We start from the raw sequence: 18,674 nt of genomic DNA on the forward strand, positions 1-18,674 counted from the left end.
ACATTAATTATTATATATTCCCTCAAAGGACAAGACTTTCTTATCACCGATTCAATGAATGTGGAAGAACATCATTATTATTGGTGCGTTTATTTTTCTTATCTCTCCATATAAATTTTTTCAAACACATAAAAACAGTAACTGAAATAGCGACTCCAACTGTAACATCTGAAGCAAAATGAGCTCCTACCATAATACGACTCATTGGTACTAGTATCATCCATAAAAGAATGAGAATCCAAACACCTATTTTTTTTCTTTTTAGTGAAGCAAAATATTCTGGTAATAAACTAAACCAAATGACTAACGCTGCATTAGCACTGTGGCCTGAAGGGAATGACATAAACTCATCACTTTTAGCAATTCCTTGAGGTATAAACCATTTTGAAAATCCTTCAAATGATCCAATAGAAATCATATGACGATACCGTTCTCTACCCCATCCTAGTTTTATTAGATTAAATGTAATTAACACAATAACTACACTTAATAATCCAATTAATGCAATGTCTCTCAATTTTGCATCATCGTATTTACTCCATGATTTAGAAATCATATAGCAAGCTACAATAAAGCAAAGCATAAAAATTGGAATCAATATTTTTGAAATAGTTAAATAATGTACTAGCATAAATGAAGCTATAAAAGCGAATAAAAGAATGATTACTCCATAACCAATTCCAGATAGATAATACCCTCTTGAACCTTTATTCTTTCTAGTTTTAAATAAATACATACTAGAAAACAAGGCAATAAGCATCGCTGGAATTTCTCCTATAGCTTGTAAAAAAAGAGCGATCTTATTAGTTGGTTCATATAGACTATGGGATATTTGTAAGTCTTTAAATGCAAATATACATAATAAAATAGCGAAACTTGAAATTAATATCACTTTTCTATTTTTCATCATTCCCCCTACTTCCCACTATGTTTTAATATAAAATTCCCCATCTCAATTGCTAAATCTTCACTTTGAGGATAGACACCTACGTTATCTCCATAAGCGTGCCCTAAACCACGATAAAGGACTGTTTCAGTATCAACTCCTTTTTTAGTCAATTTAGCTGCATACGCTAAACATTCTATCATTAAAAAATCATGCTCTCCTACCGTAATAAATGTACTTGGATAATCTGAGGATACATCAACATAGGGACTTAAATACTTCGAATGAATTTCTTTCGTACCAAGTACTTCTGACATACCTCCAACCATTGAATGCATTATATTAAGCATTTTTTCTAATCCTTTTTTATACTTAGGAGCAATTTCATATTTATCTATACTCCAAGAATAAAATTCATCTTTATAATCACACATATTAATTGTAGGATACAGAAGCAACTGTCCCTTCACGTACTTCCTACCATCTTCCATATCTTTAGTTGTACAATACTGTGTTAAGTTCCCTCCTGCACTATCACCTGCCACAAAGATATTATTCTTATCCCCGCCTAATGTATCAGCATTTTCATAAATCCACTTTAAAGTAGTGTAGCAATCTGTATGCCCAGTTGGAAAAGGATTTTCCGGAGCTAATCGATAATCCACAGAAACGGCTAGTATATCTGTTTTTTCTACTATCAATTTCACAAGTTCTTCTACTACATCTGGTGATCCTGCCATGAATCCACCACCGTGAATAAAATATAAAACTGGCGCATTCTCCTGTTTAGAAACACTGTTATAAATTCTTATCGGAATATCATATCCATCTTCCGCTTTCACTGTTTTATGCGTAATATTAATGTCTTTAGTGACAATTGGAACACTTTTAATTCCATTAAATTGTTTTCGCATATTCCTTACCGATTTTTCAGAAGCGTCCATTTTCATCATATTTTTAGGCATAAACCTCATTACATTTATTTGAACTTTCGTGTCCTTATAAAGACGTGGATCCATCGCTCCTTTTTCATCACAATCTGGTATGTTTTTTACTAAGACTTTCGCCCCCTGTACATTGATGGTTTCTTGTTTTTCTTGCATTTTTTCTAACAGGTTTAAGTCATATTTTCTAGTCATCTAGTATTCATCCTCCCTTTTTTAAACGCTTTCATTTCTTCGGATTAGATAAATCTCTATTGAATCTCACTTCATTTACTATTACTAAATAAAAAAACGTTCCATGTACAAAATGTAACATGGAACGTTTTTTTATTGTTGTTTATATTTGATACAATTATAGGCATTTTTTGATATGATATTTTTTCTATACTGTAATGGTGTATATCCATATTTCTCTTTAAACTGTGAAATAAATGATTTTACATTTGGAAATCCGTGTTTTACTGCTATATCTTGTATAGAATTTTCACTTCTAATAATATCTTCATACGCTTTATAGAGCCTGTATCTCGTTAAAAAAGTGGTGAAATTTGATCCAAACGATTTTTTGAACATACGTGAAAAATGTTCTTCACTTACAAAAAAATGTTTAGCCACATCTTTCAGTTTAAGTTCTTCATCATAATGTTTATAAATATACGTAATCATTTCTTTCTGTTTATTTCCAAGTTGATAATTATTGTCTATATTCTCTCCACCTTTGCAATATCGCAATAGAATATAAACAATTTCATAAATTAGACTATTAATTTTTATGTAACTTAAATCATCAGAATTTGCGACTAACTCCTTTAATTCATAAAATATTTGCTGGAGGTTAGTTTTCTGAACAACTGATTCTTTTATATTAAATCTATATTTATCAAAATCTCCATTTACCTCTTTAAGAAATTCATAAGAAATAATCAACATCATTACTGCACAACTTGTATTTTTAACTTTTTCGAATTCATGAACATCGCCACTATTCACAAAAATAAATTCGCCAGCGGATACTTTCTTTTTTTTCCCATTCACATACAAGAAAACCTCTCCATATACGACTAGGCTAATTTCAATACTTCTATGCCAGTGAGGAGGAATATAATAGTGAAAACCAGTAGGTAACATTGTGTCCTCTATATATTCAACCATTCCTGGAATTCTATCGCGTAATTTTATTTCTTCATATTTTCCTTGCCTGATTTTCAATAGTCCACCCCCTTTTTATATTGTCAACTACCCCCAGCGTTTCAGTGGGGGCTTGAGTTAGAACGCTAGGTCTTTTCGTCTATCGCTAGACAGTTTGACGCTCTAGAATTCATGCCACCTTACGGTAATACCCCAAGTATGTTTTTGGTTGGTACTGGCAACGAACTATTGTTTTCCCACTTGCACCACCCTTTCGAAAAAGAGCAGTTCTTCCTTATGGAAGAAGCCACCACTCAGATGACTCCGGCGTGTGCTACAAGCCCCGACAAGTCGAGTACACATGGATGGTTGAAGCACCCACTAAGCTATGCACGAAGCAACAGCCTTACGTTTTTGCACTTCTAATAGAATCGGCGTTTTCACTTTGAGATTGTCATCCAATTGTACAACTCTTGATTTTTGCAATGTATTCAATGCACCATTAATATCAGCATGGATACATGTTCCTGCTTTACTTTGGTACAGACCACGAGTGATTCGTTTGCCACTAAAGCGATAATGCGTCCTATCATCCTTAGACCAAACTGGAATCGGATCTTTATCAAGAAAACTAGCTTTTGAAGTATAGCTTTCTTCTTGTTTTAAAAATCCGATGCCTTCTTTTACACATTTATTCTCAATCGATGCAATCAGTTTATGAAATGGGATTTGAACAAATGTTTGATTATTCTTTTTCCCCATATCAGATTTTTGTTTCCAACCAGTGTTATACCCTACGACAACCGTATCTATGTTGCATGCTTTCACTTTTTTGAACAACAAGCCTACAGTTTGTGAAATGTAACCATTTATTTGTCTTTCCCGTTTATGCCAAAGTGAAGCCATTTGATTCGTTACAACACGTTTTGAAAGTCCATTTTCAATATTTTTCTGTTGGAGATTACGTATCATTTTGTTGAAGTACTGGTTAATGGATTTTAATTTTTTCCCATCAATTAAAAATGTATCACCTGTATTTGTTACGCAACTTAATAATCTATCTACACCTAAATCGCAACTCAAAGCCTTACTTGTAGTCGTGGATTGTTGCTTCATTTGAGAAACGTGCATCTCATATGTGTAATGCACCTCAAAGAACCGACCTTTTTGCTTCGGTACAATCTCAATGTAGGAGATTTTTTTATTTCTTACATTTTTAGGCATACGTATTTTAATGGAACCGAATTTTTTTCTGAATGCCACATTCATTGGAATCATCCAATACCCGTTATCATCCACTTTTGGAACTTGATAGATTTCAATAATTCGTTTGTCAGTTGGATTAGAATAATTCGGAAACTTAGGACGCCCTGTGAAGGTTTCAGGTTTTTTCTTCCACTGTTCCCATGCTTTAAAAAAGCTTTTTACTTCTGTAAATAAGGCTCTACGAATGGCTTGAACAGAGTTTGATTGAACGCCCGAGTAGTTCATATCAGCTTGCATGGCAGTGTCCACTTCTTTTACAGTAGCCATTTTATTATGGTTCAAGTAACTTTGTTTAATCGTGTACAATCCAACATTTCGCAACGCTTTTGAACTATGTGACATGCGTTGCAGTAAGCGGAATTCTTTTGCAGTAAGACAAGCTCGTCCGATATTCTGTTTTTGAGTGAATCGTTGTATGGTTTCTCTTTTCTTTTGTTTACGTAATACTTTCACTGCTTTCTTTCTAGCCATTGCTTTCACCACCTTTCTTAGAGAGTTCATTACTTTTGACAAATCAATATTTGGAACGAAACGGAACAAAATGTGAACATGCTCTTCATCGTAATTCCTTTTAGCGCAAGTAACCGAATGATGATTATTATCCAATTTCGTTGTCTTACGATATATTCCCTCCTTATCTAAGGGCAGATTATATCGTAAGACAAAAAGAAACAAATATTCGCTCTCAAAAAAATTGTTATGAACGAAACAAAAGAGTTCAGCCTACCTTCTGACGGCAATTCATCTCCACCTGAATTGTTGGGTTTCACCCGTAACACAAATCAGATGGAGTCTTCTTGCCGAAAGGGATAAAAAAACTACCTATATAGTATGTAAAGAGATTATCTCATGAGTTATTTACAAATAGCAGGTGTGAGATTTCCCACCTGCTTGCTATCCTTATTTTCTATGCATCATTTCACTATCAAACCAGGTTGGCTTTGATAATTCAAAATTTTTATGGTCTTCTAATACAATATGAAGAATACCTGCTCGAAGTTTATTTATATTAAGAATGTGCCGCCTGTACTACTTGCACAATTTCCCTGGCGTATTAACCATATAATCTGGCGCGTCTCCCTTTACCGTCTCAATTACGTCATACCCCCACGAAACCCAAATCACATTCACACCAGCTTTTTTACAAGCTGCAATATCACGTTGTTCATCACCGACATACAACATATCTTGTTCTGTGAGCTTTTTCGACTTTAAAAATCTTTTTATCATTTTATCTTTACCAAACAAATTTTTAGAACAATACACTTCTTGAATATTTTCTATGCCATTATTATGTAAAAATGCCCTAATATGCTCTTCTGAGTTCGAAGATATAACCGCAATCCCGTAGCCTTTTTTATGTAATTCATCTAAAACATCCTTCATCCCATGGAATAAAACGAGATCTTTTATAGCAGGTTGATATAATTTATAAAACTCTAGCGCCAATATAGGAAGTTTATACAGTGGCACATCGAGTTTTTTACATCTTTCAGCAATAGTCAGTTTTCGTAAAGGCTCAATCTCTTCCTCACTAACTGTCTTATATCCATGCTTTTCAGCAAGTTGATTATAAATTGGTACAAATATCTTTTGTGAATCTACTAATGTGCCATCAAAGTCAAAAACAATGTATTTTTGCATTCCCAGACTCCCTTTGTTTTTTTCCTAAACCTATGTTATTCAACAACATAAATGTCTTACCCTTTCATACACATAAAAAAAGAACAAGATTTTCTCTTGTTCTTCATTAAGACAACCATTTCGGCGGTACATTCGTATTCCAATAAATATTTCCTAACTCATGGTGTCCTGAGTATCCATCATCAAAACGATGATAGTGGAAATTAAAATAATATCCATCTTGCGGTGGATGATCTCTCCTTACATGAAATCGCAGTAAGTCATTTCCTGATTTCGTGTCATAAACATGAAAAATCTTTTCATTATTTCCGCCAGCTGGTCTTTGAGAAATTGCTAATGATTGTAACGATTCTTCTGGCACATCATTTGCAAGTTCCGCGATTGCCTCTTCAATTTTAGGTAATACAACATCTTTAAATTCATCTTCAATTACAGGCCCAATTTTAGAGCCGAATTTTTGCATAGATTGCTTCTCTGCTTCTTGCATCGCATAGTTAACAAAAGTATCGGTGGTTAACCTATCATTCGTTTCTTCATATGTATAGGACGTACTCTCCAAATTTTGTTGCCCAGCTGTGCTCGTAGGCTTGTCCGCAGCTTTGGCATTATCAAGTAATATGGAAGGAGGCGTCACTAAACCAAACGTAAATACGGTAATTAATGCGACTAAGGTTTTTCTAAACCAATTTGGCATTTATGTTCCCTCCCCTTTCACTCATTATATTTTATATAACGGTTGTTTCTTCTATTATACAAAATGATTGTAATTTTTGCACTTTACAAATTTGTTAACGTTCACATTTTTTTCACTTGAATATGAAATTGTAAGATTTCATACACTAGAAATACAACAACAATGAGGAGGCGATCAGATGACTTTAGATGTCGTGTATTCCGCCGCAAGCATACTCCTTTTAGTATATTTTATTTATCAGTGTGTTACAGACTAGAAAAAGAGCCATTTCCGGCTCTTTTTCTATGGTAAAAATACAATCCAACCAATGAATACTATAAAAATAACTCCAATAATTACTGCTGGCAATAAATAAAACTGTGAGAGGATGACTGTTGCGTACATAAATACGACTGGAAGGAGCAAATAACGATCCGCCTTCCACCTTAATAATAGTAATTCTCCTTCATCACAATATAAATGTAGAAACATTTTCTTCGTAAATTCATTCCAATAATCACGCGCATAGCGAGAAATAGCAACTATAGCAAATACAAGAATAATAGCTGTTATCCACTGCGGAGTCACGATAATACTTACAGTACTTATACATACAATTTGAACATAAAATATTAAAGCACTACTTGTACGCAAAAATTCTTTTAAAAAAGCTTCTACAATACGCGAATCAGATTTTTTTCCTAATATCTTTTTAGAACGAGGGAACATCCACGGTTTTTTATTCGAACTACTTGGCTTCGCAGCATGGCCACCAACTTGCATAATCCCTACCGTCCAACGCATACTTTCTTCTTTTTCTTTCTCAACTTCTTTAAAAAAGAATTTTTTATAATTCATCTTTTCTTTTACCAAGACTATAGTAAATAAAGCTGCTAGACCGATAAACAATATGGAATACAATGGATTTTTATAAATAAAAAATACACTGATTCCAAAAAAAATCAAACTAAAAGAAAATATAACATCTTTTATAATCAATACAACCCATCGTTTCCCCACACGTACATTTATGAATCTCGTCAACAAAGATAGCATAAATCGAAAAACAGTAAAGAAAATCCAAAGCAGTACGATTTGTATAATTGTCGCTCCCATACTTTTCATCAATATAGGCAACATAATGAATACTACAATTGCGTTCGTTATTGCAATCCGAATTAACGTATATATCATGCCAAGCTTCATTAATCTTCGCATATGATTTGGGTACGAAATTAAAAATAAGCTATCTGCTTGTTCAAAAAATGAGCGCACTCCTCTTGAAAATGTAACAAAGTAAAATGCAAGTAAACCTAATCCAAAATAAACGGTCTCTTCCATTGATAATTCTTTCATCCATAGTGAACGATAGTAGATCCCCGCAAATATAAGTGCTGGAATAATAATATATAATGCGACTGTCCAATCTGTTACAGAACGAATCGACTTCCATTTTCTTTGCAATTCATGACGTAACCTTTTATTAAACTGTTGTTTAATCATGCTGTTCCCGCCTTACAATTGCATCGAAACAATCTAACAGTGTACTTCCTGGCATTTCTGCTAACGATTGGATCGCCTCTAAATGCCCATCTGCTACTAATGTACCTTGCGAAATGAGTAAAAATCTTTCACAAATTCTTTCAGCTGTATCCAGCACGTGCGTACAAAGTAATATACCTGCTCCTCGCTCTTTTTCTTTATATAAGTAATTCAAAAAGTCTTTCGTGGCTACTGAACCGATAAAAGGCTCATCAATAATATAGAAATCTGGCTCTGTTAAAAATGCTAATATTAGCATCGATTTTTGTTTCATACCTTTTGAAAATTTTGATATGTATTCGTGTATATGTTTTTCCATTCGAAACGTATGTAATAATTCCCTTGCTTTGTCCTCCCAATTTCCCACTTCATTTCCACAAGCCGCCATTAATAATTCAATATGCTCCCACAGAGTTAAATAATCATAATAAGTGGGATGCTCCGGTACATATGCATATGGATTTTTCTTTTCACCAAACGAGATTTCACCATCCATATTGACAAGCAAACCGAGTATCGATTTAATTGTCGTACTCTTTCCTGCGCCATTTGCACCAATAAGAGCCACTAACTCGCCTTTTTCAATTGCAAATGCAATATCATGAACTGTCTTTTCACCAATTTCATATCCGGCTGAGCGGATATTCACCTCTAACATAATACTTACCTTCTTTCCAATTACATTACAATCAAGGAAAATGATAACATATCCCTCTTAATTTAGTATTATATCACTTCTGATATATTTGTTTCGGTAGCAGGAAAAAGCATATTTCAAGAGAATATTTAATATTTGTAGTTTTTAATTTAAATTGAAAGGACTGTAACTATGAAAAACATTGAAGCTATTTTCATTGATCGTGACGGAACAATTGGCGGTGATACTACAATACATTATCCAGGTTCTTTCACATTATTTCCTTTTACAAAGGAATCTTTACAAAAGTTAAAAGCTCAAAATATTAAACTATTCTCTTTTACGAATCAACCAGGTATCGCGGATGGAAAAGCAACTGTGAATGATTTTGTTCAAGAATTAAAAGAGTTTGGTTTTGATGATATTTACCTTTGTCCTCATAAACATGGTGATGGATGTGAATGCCGCAAACCGAGCACAGGTATGCTCCTGCAAGCAGCAGAAAAACATAGGCTTGATTTAACAAAATGCGCTGTAATCGGTGATCGCTGGACTGATGTTGTTGCTGGTGCAAAAGTAAATGCAACAACAATATTAGTTCGAACTGGTGCTGGATATGATGCTTTACATACGTTCCGAGACAAATGGGCACATATTGAGCCGAATTACATTGCAGAAAACTTTGAAGACGCTACAAATTGGATTTTAAATCATCAATAAAAAAATTAAATGAGACGTCTTCACTTTGAAAACGTCTCATTTAACTATATATATTTCAAAAAGTTAATTCATAATGAAAATAACGATTATCTCTCAAGTATCCATTTTCAGCGTATAATCGCTGAGCTGATAAATTATCAATCTCTGTTTGTAATTTTACACCTTTTGCGCCATTTTCTAAGGCGAATTCTTTAGCAGCTTCTAATAATTTTTTACCTGTTCCGGCTCCACGCTTTGCCTCTTGTACAAACAGATCATTTAAAATCCATAATTCTTTCATCGAAATGGAAGAAAATGAAGGATATAATTGCGTGAATCCAATATATTCTCCGTTTTCAACAGCCACGAAAATGACTGACTCTTTTCGCTCAAATCGATTTCGTAAAAATAATTTTGCTCCTTCAATATCGGAATCTTGTCGATAAAATACGCGATAGTTATTAAAAACAGATGCTAGTCCATCTAAATCTGCAATTGTTGCTTCATATATTCTCATTTTACTCCGTTCCCCTTCCAATACTGTTTCATAATATCTGTTGCCCATTTAGGCTGCTTTATTTCTTCTCTCGGTATAAATTCTTTCATAACAGGCTTAATATCCAATATAGGTGTACCATCGATTGCGTCTAATCCTTCAACAACAATTGTTTTTCCATCTCTTCTTATCAATTTAACAATTGTCGCTCCTATTCGGTTCGGACGATTTTTTCCACGCTGTGCAAAAATCCCTACTTTTGGATAATTACTATTATTTCTAGGGTGTCTAGCAGAATATTGAATTTGTTCATCTGTTGCTTTATGAAAATAGAAAATAACTTCAATATGAGAAAACTCTTCGATCCCTTGTATACTTTCCTCTGTATACATATCAGTTAAAGTAATACAGGATCTTACATCTCCCCACTCATCATCTTTTATTTCCATTCTTTCATTATGTACAAATGCGATTGGTTGAACTGAAAGCATCCGCATTCCCCCTTAAATGTAACCACTTACATTATAGAGTATTTTCTGAATGTTTTCCACTTACACGTTTTTGTTTACATAATAAAATTATATATCTTTTTGTAATACTCAGTAGATGACTCACAGCTCATTCCGCCAATAAGACCTATTAATTTCATATATTCTCCTTCAAAATAATATTTTAAAACGTGTAATTCATACTATAATTTATACACAATAAATAATGTTCTACTGAAATATAATAAATAGTTTTATAACCATTTATTAAAAGTTACTTTTCATTTCCACGGAAATAATTAATGAATATTCAGAAAATTAACCTTACAGTAACCTCATATTTATAATCAAAGCATTTTCGATAGAGCTCTTTTATTTCATCATAAGATGGAACTCGTGGATTGTTACTTGGACTCCCACTTCCGATAGCATCTTTCGCCATTTTAGAAATAGCATTTTCAAATTCAACTTCATCAATTCCGTATTCTCTTAAATTAGGAATACAAAGATCAAAACAAAGTTTCTTAATTTCAGCAATGGTATAATTCGCTACTTCTTCATCAGAATGGGAATACAAATCTTTGTTTAAGCTACGTCCTACTTCCGCTAACCTTTGTACTGCACTCATTTTTGTAAACTCTAAAACTGTAGGTAATAGTATTGCATTCGATATTCCATGTGGTACATGGAATATTGCTCCCACTGGACGGGACATACCATGAACTAATGTAACAGATGCATTTGAAAAAGCTATCCCCGCTTGTAATGAAGCAATCATCATTGCTTCCCTTGCTTCCATATTATCTCCATCTCCATATGCGATACGTAAATATTTCATAATACTTTCAATAGCTGAAAGAGCAAGAACATCTGTAAGAGGTTGTGAAACTTTAGAAATATAAGCTTCAATTGCATGGCATAATGCATCTACTCCCGTTGCTGCAGTAATATGAGGTGGTACCGAACTTGTAAAAATCGGGTCTATTATCGCAACATGAGGGGTAAAGCTTGGATGTTTTATCATCATTTTCACATCTGTTTTTTTATTCGTAATTACTGCTACACTTGTTACTTCCGATCCAGTACCAGAAGTTGTTGGGATTGCGATTAGCGGTAGTGGATTGTATTCTATTTCTATATCCTTTTGGACGTAATCTTCAATTTCTCCACCATTTGTATATAACACTGCTACTGCTTTCGCAACATCAATACAACTTCCTCCGCCAATACCTATGATAAAATCGCATTTTCCTTCTTTACAAATAGATAACGCTTCTAATACATGTAAATTTGTAGGCTCAGTATTTACTTCATTGTACGTAATAACAGTAATCCCTTTCGCATTTAAGTGATCCACACATCTTTCAACATAACCCAACTTCTCCATAATTGTATCACTTACAATAAAAGCCCTTTTCCCTAACTTTCTTGATTGATCCCCTAGTTTTTCAAACGAATTTCTCCCATATAATACAGACTTCGGCATACGAAACTCAGCAACTTCTTGCAAGTACTCCACCCCTTCTATCTATAATAAATATTTGCAACTACTCAGCCATACATTTCATTTAGAAGTTTAATAAAGAGTATTATTCCAGCTGAAATAAGCTCCTTATTAACTATAGAAAGTTATTTTTATTTTTCAGCATATAGATTGTTGCCATGAAGATAAAAATGGCCCTACACCTTGCTACCTTCTTTGTTTTAAAACTTTGCGCGTGGCAGGAAAAGGCCCTGACCGCTCCTATACATAGCCAGGTCCTCTCTCAATCAACTAAAAAAATGCTTTTCTGCCTGTTTTTCATAGAGTGACTGAGTAGTTACAATAAATATTTTATTATGTAAAATATCAATCTGATAAATCTTTTCTTTTCATATACTAACTAGTATTAATAGATTCCTGTTAAAGTATAGAACGCGATGACTGCAAATACAGCGACCGTTTTCAAAATTGTAATAGCAAATATATCTTTATATGACTGTTTATGTGTTAAACCTGTTACTGTTAGAATAGTAATAATTGCACCATTATGCGGTAATGTATCCATTCCACCTGATGCCATTGATACAATGCGGTGCATAACTTCTAACGGAATATCATATTGATTGGCCGCTGCAATAAATTTATCTCCCATCGCACTTAAAACAATTCCCATTCCGCCTGATGCTGACCCAGTAATTCCAGCTAAAATATTCGTCGTTACTGCCCCATTCACTAATGGATTCGTGAAAGTTGCAGAGATGCTATCTCTCATAATTGCAAAACCTGGAAGTGCTGCAATAACACCACCAAATCCAAACTCCGCGCCTGTATTCATTGTTGCAAGTAGCGCTCCACCAATACTTGTATTCAATCCAGCTTGAAATCCAGTTACTACTCGTTTCCAATATAATAAAAGCGTTGATAAAATCCCTATAATAAGTGCCAATTCCACAGACCAGATCCCAACTACCGCACTTAATTCAACTTTTCCAAATGCTTTCATACCAATAGCTGAGAAATCAAAGCCATTTGGATACCACTTTGGTATCATGATTGTGAAAACTTTATTCATTACACCTACTAAAATAAGTGGTACAAACGCAATTACTTGCTGTACTCTTGTGATTTCAATACTGCTTAATATCGGTATATCCTTTTGTTCTAATTGCAAAGATGCTGCCATTTCAGAATTTCCATCGTTAAAACCAAAATACCCTTCTCCTGCTGCTTTTGCCTTCTTACGTCTACTTTCTAAATATAGTAAACCTAACGTTAAAACAAAGATTGCTCCTAAAATACCTAGTATCGGTGCTGCATAAATATCCGTTTTAAAAAATGTTGTAGGTATTACGTTTTGAATTTGTGGCGATCCAGGAAGCGCATCCATTGTAAATGTTGCTGCTCCAAGAACGATTGTGCCAGGGATTAAACGCTTTGGAATATCCGCTTGTCGAAACAACTTCGCCGCAAACGGAAATATAGCGAATACCACTACATACACACTAACACCGCTATACGTTAAAATAGCTCCCATTAAAACAATCGCTAAAATTGTACGTTTTTCCCCAACTAACTCTACAATCGTCTTTGCGATGGAATCAGCGATTCCTGACATTTCTACTACTTTTCCAAATATTGCTCCAAGTAAAAACACAGGGAAATATAATTTAATAAATCCTACCATTTTCTCCATGAAAATATTTGAAAAGAAAGGTAATACAAAACTAGGCTCTGTCAAAAATACCGCAAATAATGCAAAAATCGGTGCGAATAATATTACAGAAAATCCTTTATATGCTACAAACATGAGTAAACTAAGTGCTAATAAAATAATAACTAGCTCCAATTATAACCCTCCTTTTAAACTGAAAATTCAATCTTTTAACAACGAACTTTCACTAGTATTTCGAACCCTTTTATGTCATGACATTCCTCCTCTTTTTATTACAAATTTTTCATGCTAAAAATGTCTAATTATAAGTATTCGATTACATATGAAAAATCCCTTTAAACAAAAACGATTTCATCGTCATATGTTATAAAGGGATTTCTAGGTTCTATTTCTATAGTTTTATCGTACTATTCTCTATACAAAATCTTTGTAACTCTTCGACATCTTTCACTATATGACTCGCCCCAGCATCACTCAATTCATTCTCATTACCATATCCATACAATACACCTATTGAAGCAATTCCGTTACTGTTCGCACCGATTACGTCATGCTTTCTATCACCAATCATCACCATTTCTTCTTTTTGAAGTTCTTCATTTGTTTGTAAAATATGAGCAATTATTTCTTCCTTTTTTATTCTTGTCCCATCTAAATTGCTCCCAACAATCTCTTCAAAAAAAGATGTTAACTGAAAGTGCTCTATTACTTGTTTCGCAAATACAGTAGGCTTTGAAGTTGCTACAAACAAACGATTGCCAGCATCCTTTAATTCTTGCAATAGGATTGGAATTCCATCGTATACTTTATTCTCTAATAAACCACTTCGCTTTAAATATTCCCGAAAATAAAACACCGCACGTTCTACTTCTATTTCATTCATATTATATCTATCTACAAAAGATTGTTGTATTGGTGGGCCGATAAATGAATCTAACTCGCTTATATTTACTTCTTCAATCCCGATTTTTTCTAACGCGTATAGAACAGAATTTATAATCCCTTCTTTCGGATCAGTTAATGTTCCATCCAAATCAAAAAGAAATGTCGTATACATATTTCTTTCCCCCACTTATTTTATATATAACCCATTAAAGGCATTCTCCTACTTGCATCTTTACTATAACATCATTATCCACCTTTTCAGAAAATCACTTTTTCTGTCTCCCATACTTTCAATTACAAAATATAAAAGATATGATAAAGTGAAAAAGTTATAATTAATTTAATAGAAACTGGTGAAACACATGTCAATTACGTTAATTTTTATAATGGCTTTCACAATTGTTATCCATGCAGTTGAAACTAGCTCTTATAGTATTCGATTAGCTGGTGTCCGTTTAAAAAAGATTGTCGTTGCCTTATCCATCGTAGGAATGGTACTACTTATTTCAAGAACATCTAACTTACTACAAGCTTTTTTAATTGGTGGTATTGTCGATGAAGCAAAGCTAGATTCTTCTATTGATTTAGAGCATATTATACGGCTCGTTCTATTATCTGCTTCTGTCGGTACATTGCTCGCGATTATACTCTATCCAACTTTGACAAAGCTATTTGGATACGTTATTCAAAACTTTGAAACGAATGGTTCATTCATTCGAATGATGAAGACGAATAACATTCAAAAATTAAAATACACAAAAAAATATGTACGCTTTCCAAAATTCGAAATGATTCATCGAATGCGGATCGGTGGCATCCCAAAGCGTATTATGCTTATCAACATGTTTGCAACTGCAATTTATACAGCGGGTGTCCTTTCAGCCCTTTACGCTTCCTTTTTAAACCCAGATTACGCAACAAATGCAAGTACAGCTTCTGGCCTTGTTAATGGTTTTGCTACCATTTTATTAACAGTGCTACTCGATCCACGCATTGCTCTTTTAACAGAGCGAGCTTTACAATCAGAAAAGGGTGCTGAAGCAATGAGTAAAATGTATGGCTGGCTTATGATTTCTAGACTTCTCGGTACATTATTAGCTCAGCTTTTATTTGTACCTGGTGCTTACTGGATTTTATGGATTATTGAGCTTATGCATTAATTCACTCTCTAAAAAAGTAGGTGTACTATCAAATGACTATTAAAACCGAACAAGATATTATCCAATTGATACAAAATGATCCGTGGATGATGAATGTATTACAAATGGCGAAATCACTAGAGCTACCTGATTGGTGGATTTGTGCCGGGTTTGTCCGTTCTAAAATTTGGGATACTTTGCATAACTACGAAATAAGAACGGCTACACCAGATGTCGATGTCATTTATTATGATCCATTACATAAAGATGAGGTGTGCGAACAATCGTTAGAAACGAAACTAATGAATATGGATGCTACTATCCCTTGGTCAGTAAAAAATCAAACTCGCATGCATGTAGTGAATGGAATGCCACCATACTCTTCTTCTGTTGATGCTATTTCTAAATTTCCTGAAACAGCAACCGCTTTAGGAGTTACGCTTGACGAGCAAAACAATGTCATATTAACATCCCCGTGCGGAATTGAAGATGTACTTTCATTACAAGTGAAGCCTACAGCCCATTTTCTTGAAGCGAAAGAACGAATACATATGTATAAAAATAGGGTTAATAAAAAGAATTGGCAAAGTAAATGGCCTAACATTACAATCACTTATCCCGAAATTTAAAAAGGGTGCTTCGAATTATACGAAGCACCCTTTCTTTTTTATTTCAAAAAACGAATAACTGTTTCAGCAAATCGATCTGCTTCCTCATAATGTGGTGTATGACCACTTTCTTCAAATACAATATACTTCCCATTTGGCGCATCATTATTAAATGTTTCAATTTGTTTTTCACACGTTACTACATCGTGTTTTCCTACAATTAATAACATCGGATTGTTTACTTCCTTTAATTTTGATAATAATGACGTATGACATGCTCCCTCTGATTTTAATCTATCAAAATGGATTTTGGAACGATTTGAAAATACTTCCCACACTTCATCACTATATAAACTATCGTCTGTCTCATCTTCCTTATAATTGTAAATCTCCATTCTTTTTTCTTCTAATTCAGCGCTTACTCTTATATAAGCTTCTAACAACTCTTCTGAACTAGCATTATTAGATAAATAAGCAAAACAGTCTTCTGCCGCTAATTCTTTTCCATACTTTTTTAATAAAGTTCCTGTCTTTTGTAGTAAGGCCCTACTTGTTAATGCAAAATCGAAAGTCGGACCTTCAAATATTATTTTCTCTATTGAATTTGGATACATCGACGCATATAACAACGCTAAATATCCACCGAAAGAGTGCCCGATTACAGACCATTTCTCAATTTGTAATAGTTTTCTTATTTCCTCACAGTCTTCAACTAAATCATTTAATCCAAAAGGTTCTTCCTCAGTAATTCCTTCTGATCGACAAACTCCTCTTTGATCTATCATAATTACATATAAGGAATCTTTTAATCGTACTGCTTGATGAAATGAAAAATTATAACAGCTCTCTCCTGGACCACCGTGCAAATATAATACCGGTTTATTTTTAGGATTTCCATGTGTTTCAACATATAGCTTTTTCCCTCGAATGTTCATGTGTTTCTTTTCTTCAATCAAGTTCGTTTTTATGATCATCACCTCTCTTTTTACTGAATATTATAACATTTATTCTTATATAATCCCTATTACATTTAAAAAGACGATGATTATGGCAAGTGGTGCTATAAATCGAAGTAAAAATGCCCAACAAGTGAATACTTTTTTTCCGTAATTTCCGCCTACAAAAAATTCTGCTTCTAACACTTTCTTTTCCATTTTGAATGATACGAAGATACTAATAAATAACGCTCCAAGTGGCATTAATATATTACTAGATAAAAAGTCTACCGCATCAAAAATATTCTTTCCAAAAATCGTAATATCACTCCATACTCCAAATGATAACGCAGATGGTATACCTACTAAGAAAATACAGAAACCAATGATCCATGATAGTTTAGTTCTTCTTTCTTGTTCACCATTTGCTAATGCTGAAACAACCGTCTCTAGTAGAGAAAATGCCGATGTTAATGTGGCAAATGTAAATAGCGCAAGAAATACTGTTAAGAACAATCCACCGAATGGAATTTGACTAAATACAGATGGTAATACGATAAATAGTAATCCAGGCCCTTCCGTCGGCTCCATTCCTAATGAAAATACTGCTGGGAAAATGGCAAGCCCTGCAAATAAAGAGACGAATAAATTCAATCCAACAATTGTTATTGCTGATTTTGGTAAACTTTCTTTTTCATTTAAATAGGAACTATACGTAACCATAATTGATATTCCGATACTAATCGCAAAGAATGATTGGCCCATTGCGAACAAAATACTTTCTGAAGTAATCTTTGAGAAATCTGGTTGTAAGAAAAACTTCACACCTTGCATCGCATTATCCAGTGTTAATGAACGAATAATAAGAGCGACAAATAATACGAACAATGCTGGTAGCATATATTTACTTGCTTTTTCAATTCCATTTTGTACACCTTTTGATACAACCCATATCGTAATGAACATAAATGCAAAATGACCGATAATGGCCCAAGTAGGATTTCCAATTGTCTCTGTGAATAATGCACTATAATTTTGTCCTGGGGTAATAAGTTGTCCTGTTATTCCCCGGAATAAATAAATTAAAACCCAACCACCTACAACGCTATAAAACGATAGCAATATAAAACAAGTTCCAACGCCCAGACGGCCAATCCAGTGCCATCCTGTATTTGGTGCGATACTTTTAAATGCTCCAACTGCTTGTTTCTGTGTACTGCGTCCAATCATAAATTCAGCTATAAGTAGCGGTAGTCCAATTAATACAGTAAATAATATAAAGATTAAAAAGAATGCCCCTCCCCCGCTCTTTCCAGCGATATAAGGAAACTTCCATATTGCGCCAAGTCCAATTGCTGATCCTGCTGCTGCCATTATAAAACCTAATTTCGAAGTCCATTGCTCCGTCTGTTTCATCCTATTTTCCTCCTAGTTAAATCTTTTTATATAAATAAATGAATTTTATAAACCTATCCAAATAAACCCTCCATTTCTTTTTCTATAAAATAAAAAATGGCCCAGCATCTCTTTATATAAAGAGACGCTAAGC

General features: G+C 33.9%; 17 protein-coding genes, 1 pseudogene and 1 other annotated feature (1 of these 19 only partly in view). Of the genes and pseudogenes, 3 read left to right on the forward strand and 15 right to left on the reverse strand.

Annotated elements, in window-relative coordinates; genetic code table 11:
* Positions 1–43: 43 nt before the first annotated feature.
* The 8 genes and pseudogenes from ACE38F_RS17310 to ACE38F_RS17345 form a co-directional block, all read right to left on the reverse strand.
* On the reverse strand, positions 44–907 hold the full coding sequence (locus tag ACE38F_RS17310; protein WP_375369307.1) for a phosphatase PAP2 family protein: 864 nt from the start codon (positions 905–907) through the stop codon (positions 44–46).
* Between the two features lie 8 nt (positions 908–915).
* On the reverse strand, positions 916–2,025 hold the full coding sequence (locus tag ACE38F_RS17315) for an alpha/beta hydrolase (protein WP_375369308.1): 1,110 nt from the start codon (positions 2,023–2,025) through the stop codon (positions 916–918).
* Between the two features lie 132 nt (positions 2,026–2,157).
* A complete protein-coding gene (locus tag ACE38F_RS17320; protein ID WP_375369309.1) occupies positions 2,158–3,039 on the reverse strand; it encodes an AraC family transcriptional regulator in 882 nt (293 codons plus the stop codon).
* Between the two features lie 300 nt (positions 3,040–3,339).
* Positions 3,340–4,764 carry an RNA-guided endonuclease TnpB family protein gene (locus tag ACE38F_RS17325; RefSeq protein ID WP_375369356.1) on the reverse strand — a complete coding sequence of 475 codons (1,425 nt, stop codon included), beginning with the start codon at positions 4,762–4,764 and terminating at the stop codon, positions 3,340–3,342.
* A 469-nt stretch (positions 4,765–5,233) separates the two neighbouring features.
* Positions 5,234–5,868: pseudogene (locus tag ACE38F_RS17330) on the reverse strand (HAD family hydrolase).
* Between the two features lie 106 nt (positions 5,869–5,974).
* Positions 5,975–6,562, reverse strand: a complete 588-nt coding sequence (locus ACE38F_RS17335; RefSeq protein ID WP_002031682.1) for a YpjP family protein — start codon at positions 6,560–6,562, stop codon at positions 5,975–5,977.
* A gap of 282 nt (positions 6,563–6,844) precedes the next feature.
* Positions 6,845–8,044, reverse strand: a complete 1,200-nt coding sequence (locus ACE38F_RS17340) for an ABC transporter permease (protein ID WP_375369310.1) — start codon at positions 8,042–8,044, stop codon at positions 6,845–6,847.
* The gene (locus ACE38F_RS17345) at positions 8,037–8,741 is read right to left on the reverse strand and encodes an ABC transporter ATP-binding protein (protein ID WP_375369311.1); all 705 of its coding nucleotides are present in this window, start codon (positions 8,739–8,741) and stop codon (positions 8,037–8,039) included. Before ACE38F_RS17345 ends, ACE38F_RS17340 begins: the two co-directional genes overlap by 8 nt.
* 171 nt (positions 8,742–8,912) lie before the next feature.
* Between ACE38F_RS17345 and ACE38F_RS17350 the strand changes: the two genes are divergently transcribed.
* Positions 8,913–9,440: an HAD-IIIA family hydrolase gene (locus tag ACE38F_RS17350; protein WP_375369312.1), complete on the forward strand. Its 528-nt coding sequence runs from the start codon at positions 8,913–8,915 to the stop codon at positions 9,438–9,440.
* Positions 9,441–9,495: 55 nt separating this feature from the next.
* On the opposite strand, the gene ACE38F_RS17355 is transcribed toward ACE38F_RS17350, so the two are convergent.
* The 5 genes from ACE38F_RS17355 to ACE38F_RS17375 form a co-directional block, all read right to left on the reverse strand.
* The gene (locus ACE38F_RS17355) at positions 9,496–9,936 is read right to left on the reverse strand and encodes a GNAT family N-acetyltransferase (RefSeq protein WP_341306873.1); all 441 of its coding nucleotides are present in this window, start codon (positions 9,934–9,936) and stop codon (positions 9,496–9,498) included.
* Complete coding sequence (gene tsaA / locus ACE38F_RS17360; protein WP_375369314.1) at positions 9,933–10,406, reverse strand: tRNA (N6-threonylcarbamoyladenosine(37)-N6)-methyltransferase TrmO; 474 nt, start codon at positions 10,404–10,406, stop codon at positions 9,933–9,935. The genes ACE38F_RS17355 and tsaA overlap by 4 nt, the downstream gene beginning before the upstream one ends.
* 307 nt (positions 10,407–10,713) lie before the next feature.
* Positions 10,714–11,913 carry an iron-containing alcohol dehydrogenase gene (locus ACE38F_RS17365; RefSeq protein ID WP_215556199.1) on the reverse strand — a complete coding sequence of 400 codons (1,200 nt, stop codon included), beginning with the start codon at positions 11,911–11,913 and terminating at the stop codon, positions 10,714–10,716.
* 379 nt (positions 11,914–12,292) lie between these two features.
* Complete coding sequence (locus ACE38F_RS17370) at positions 12,293–13,732, reverse strand: GntP family permease (protein ID WP_375369315.1); 1,440 nt, start codon at positions 13,730–13,732, stop codon at positions 12,293–12,295.
* A 217-nt stretch (positions 13,733–13,949) separates the two neighbouring features.
* Entirely contained in the window at positions 13,950–14,615 is a 666-nt protein-coding gene (locus ACE38F_RS17375; protein WP_375369316.1) for an HAD family hydrolase, read from the reverse strand.
* 190 nt (positions 14,616–14,805) lie between these two features.
* On the opposite strand from ACE38F_RS17375, the gene ACE38F_RS17380 reads away from it, so the two are divergent.
* On the forward strand, positions 14,806–15,603 hold the full coding sequence (locus ACE38F_RS17380) for a lipid II flippase family protein (RefSeq protein WP_341306878.1): 798 nt from the start codon (positions 14,806–14,808) through the stop codon (positions 15,601–15,603).
* A 32-nt stretch (positions 15,604–15,635) separates the two neighbouring features.
* Positions 15,636–16,211: a nucleotidyltransferase family protein gene (locus ACE38F_RS17385; protein WP_375369318.1), complete on the forward strand. Its 576-nt coding sequence runs from the start codon at positions 15,636–15,638 to the stop codon at positions 16,209–16,211.
* A 38-nt stretch (positions 16,212–16,249) separates the two neighbouring features.
* Here the strand turns inward: ACE38F_RS17385 and ACE38F_RS17390 are convergent, their stop codons facing one another.
* Together ACE38F_RS17390 and ACE38F_RS17395 are read right to left on the reverse strand one after the other, a co-directional pair.
* Positions 16,250–17,164 (reverse strand): alpha/beta fold hydrolase, encoded by a 915-nt coding sequence (locus tag ACE38F_RS17390; RefSeq protein WP_375369319.1) that lies wholly within the window; start codon positions 17,162–17,164, stop codon positions 16,250–16,252.
* 36 nt (positions 17,165–17,200) lie between these two features.
* Positions 17,201–18,541: a sodium-dependent transporter gene (locus tag ACE38F_RS17395; RefSeq protein ID WP_375369320.1), complete on the reverse strand. Its 1,341-nt coding sequence runs from the start codon at positions 18,539–18,541 to the stop codon at positions 17,201–17,203.
* A gap of 117 nt (positions 18,542–18,658) precedes the next feature.
* Positions 18,659–18,674, reverse strand: a binding site (T-box leader) (it continues 233 nt past the right edge of the window).

The sequence above is a fragment of the Bacillus altaicus genome (assembly GCF_042136375.2).
GTDB classification, from domain to species: Bacteria; Bacillota; Bacilli; order Bacillales; family Bacillaceae_G; genus Bacillus_A; species Bacillus_A cereus_U.

Bases quoted from the DNA above. Each gene is read 5' to 3' on its own strand.
- ACE38F_RS17310 (WP_375369307.1), bottom strand. From the start codon at position 907: ATGAAAAATAGAAAAGTGATATTAATTTCAAGTTTCGCTATTTTATTA.
- ACE38F_RS17315 (WP_375369308.1), bottom strand. From the start codon at position 2,025: ATGACTAGAAAATATGACTTAAACCTGTTAGAAAAAATGCAAGAAAAA.
- ACE38F_RS17335 (WP_002031682.1), bottom strand. From the start codon at position 6,562: ATGCCAAATTGGTTTAGAAAAACCTTAGTCGCATTAATTACCGTATTT.
- ACE38F_RS17340 (WP_375369310.1), bottom strand. From the start codon at position 8,044: ATGATTAAACAACAGTTTAATAAAAGGTTACGTCATGAATTGCAAAGA.
- ACE38F_RS17345 (WP_375369311.1), bottom strand. From the start codon at position 8,741: ATGTTAGAGGTGAATATCCGCTCAGCCGGATATGAAATTGGTGAAAAG.
- ACE38F_RS17350 (WP_375369312.1), top strand. From the start codon at position 8,913: ATGAAAAACATTGAAGCTATTTTCATTGATCGTGACGGAACAATTGGC.
- ACE38F_RS17355 (WP_341306873.1), bottom strand. From the start codon at position 9,936: ATGAGAATATATGAAGCAACAATTGCAGATTTAGATGGACTAGCATCT.
- tsaA (WP_375369314.1), bottom strand. From the start codon at position 10,406: ATGCTTTCAGTTCAACCAATCGCATTTGTACATAATGAAAGAATGGAA.
- ACE38F_RS17375 (WP_375369316.1), bottom strand. From the start codon at position 14,615: ATGTATACGACATTTCTTTTTGATTTGGATGGAACATTAACTGATCCG.
- ACE38F_RS17380 (WP_341306878.1), top strand. From the start codon at position 14,806: ATGTCAATTACGTTAATTTTTATAATGGCTTTCACAATTGTTATCCAT.
- ACE38F_RS17385 (WP_375369318.1), top strand. From the start codon at position 15,636: ATGACTATTAAAACCGAACAAGATATTATCCAATTGATACAAAATGAT.
- ACE38F_RS17390 (WP_375369319.1), bottom strand. From the start codon at position 17,164: ATGATCATAAAAACGAACTTGATTGAAGAAAAGAAACACATGAACATT.
- ACE38F_RS17395 (WP_375369320.1), bottom strand. From the start codon at position 18,541: ATGAAACAGACGGAGCAATGGACTTCGAAATTAGGTTTTATAATGGCA.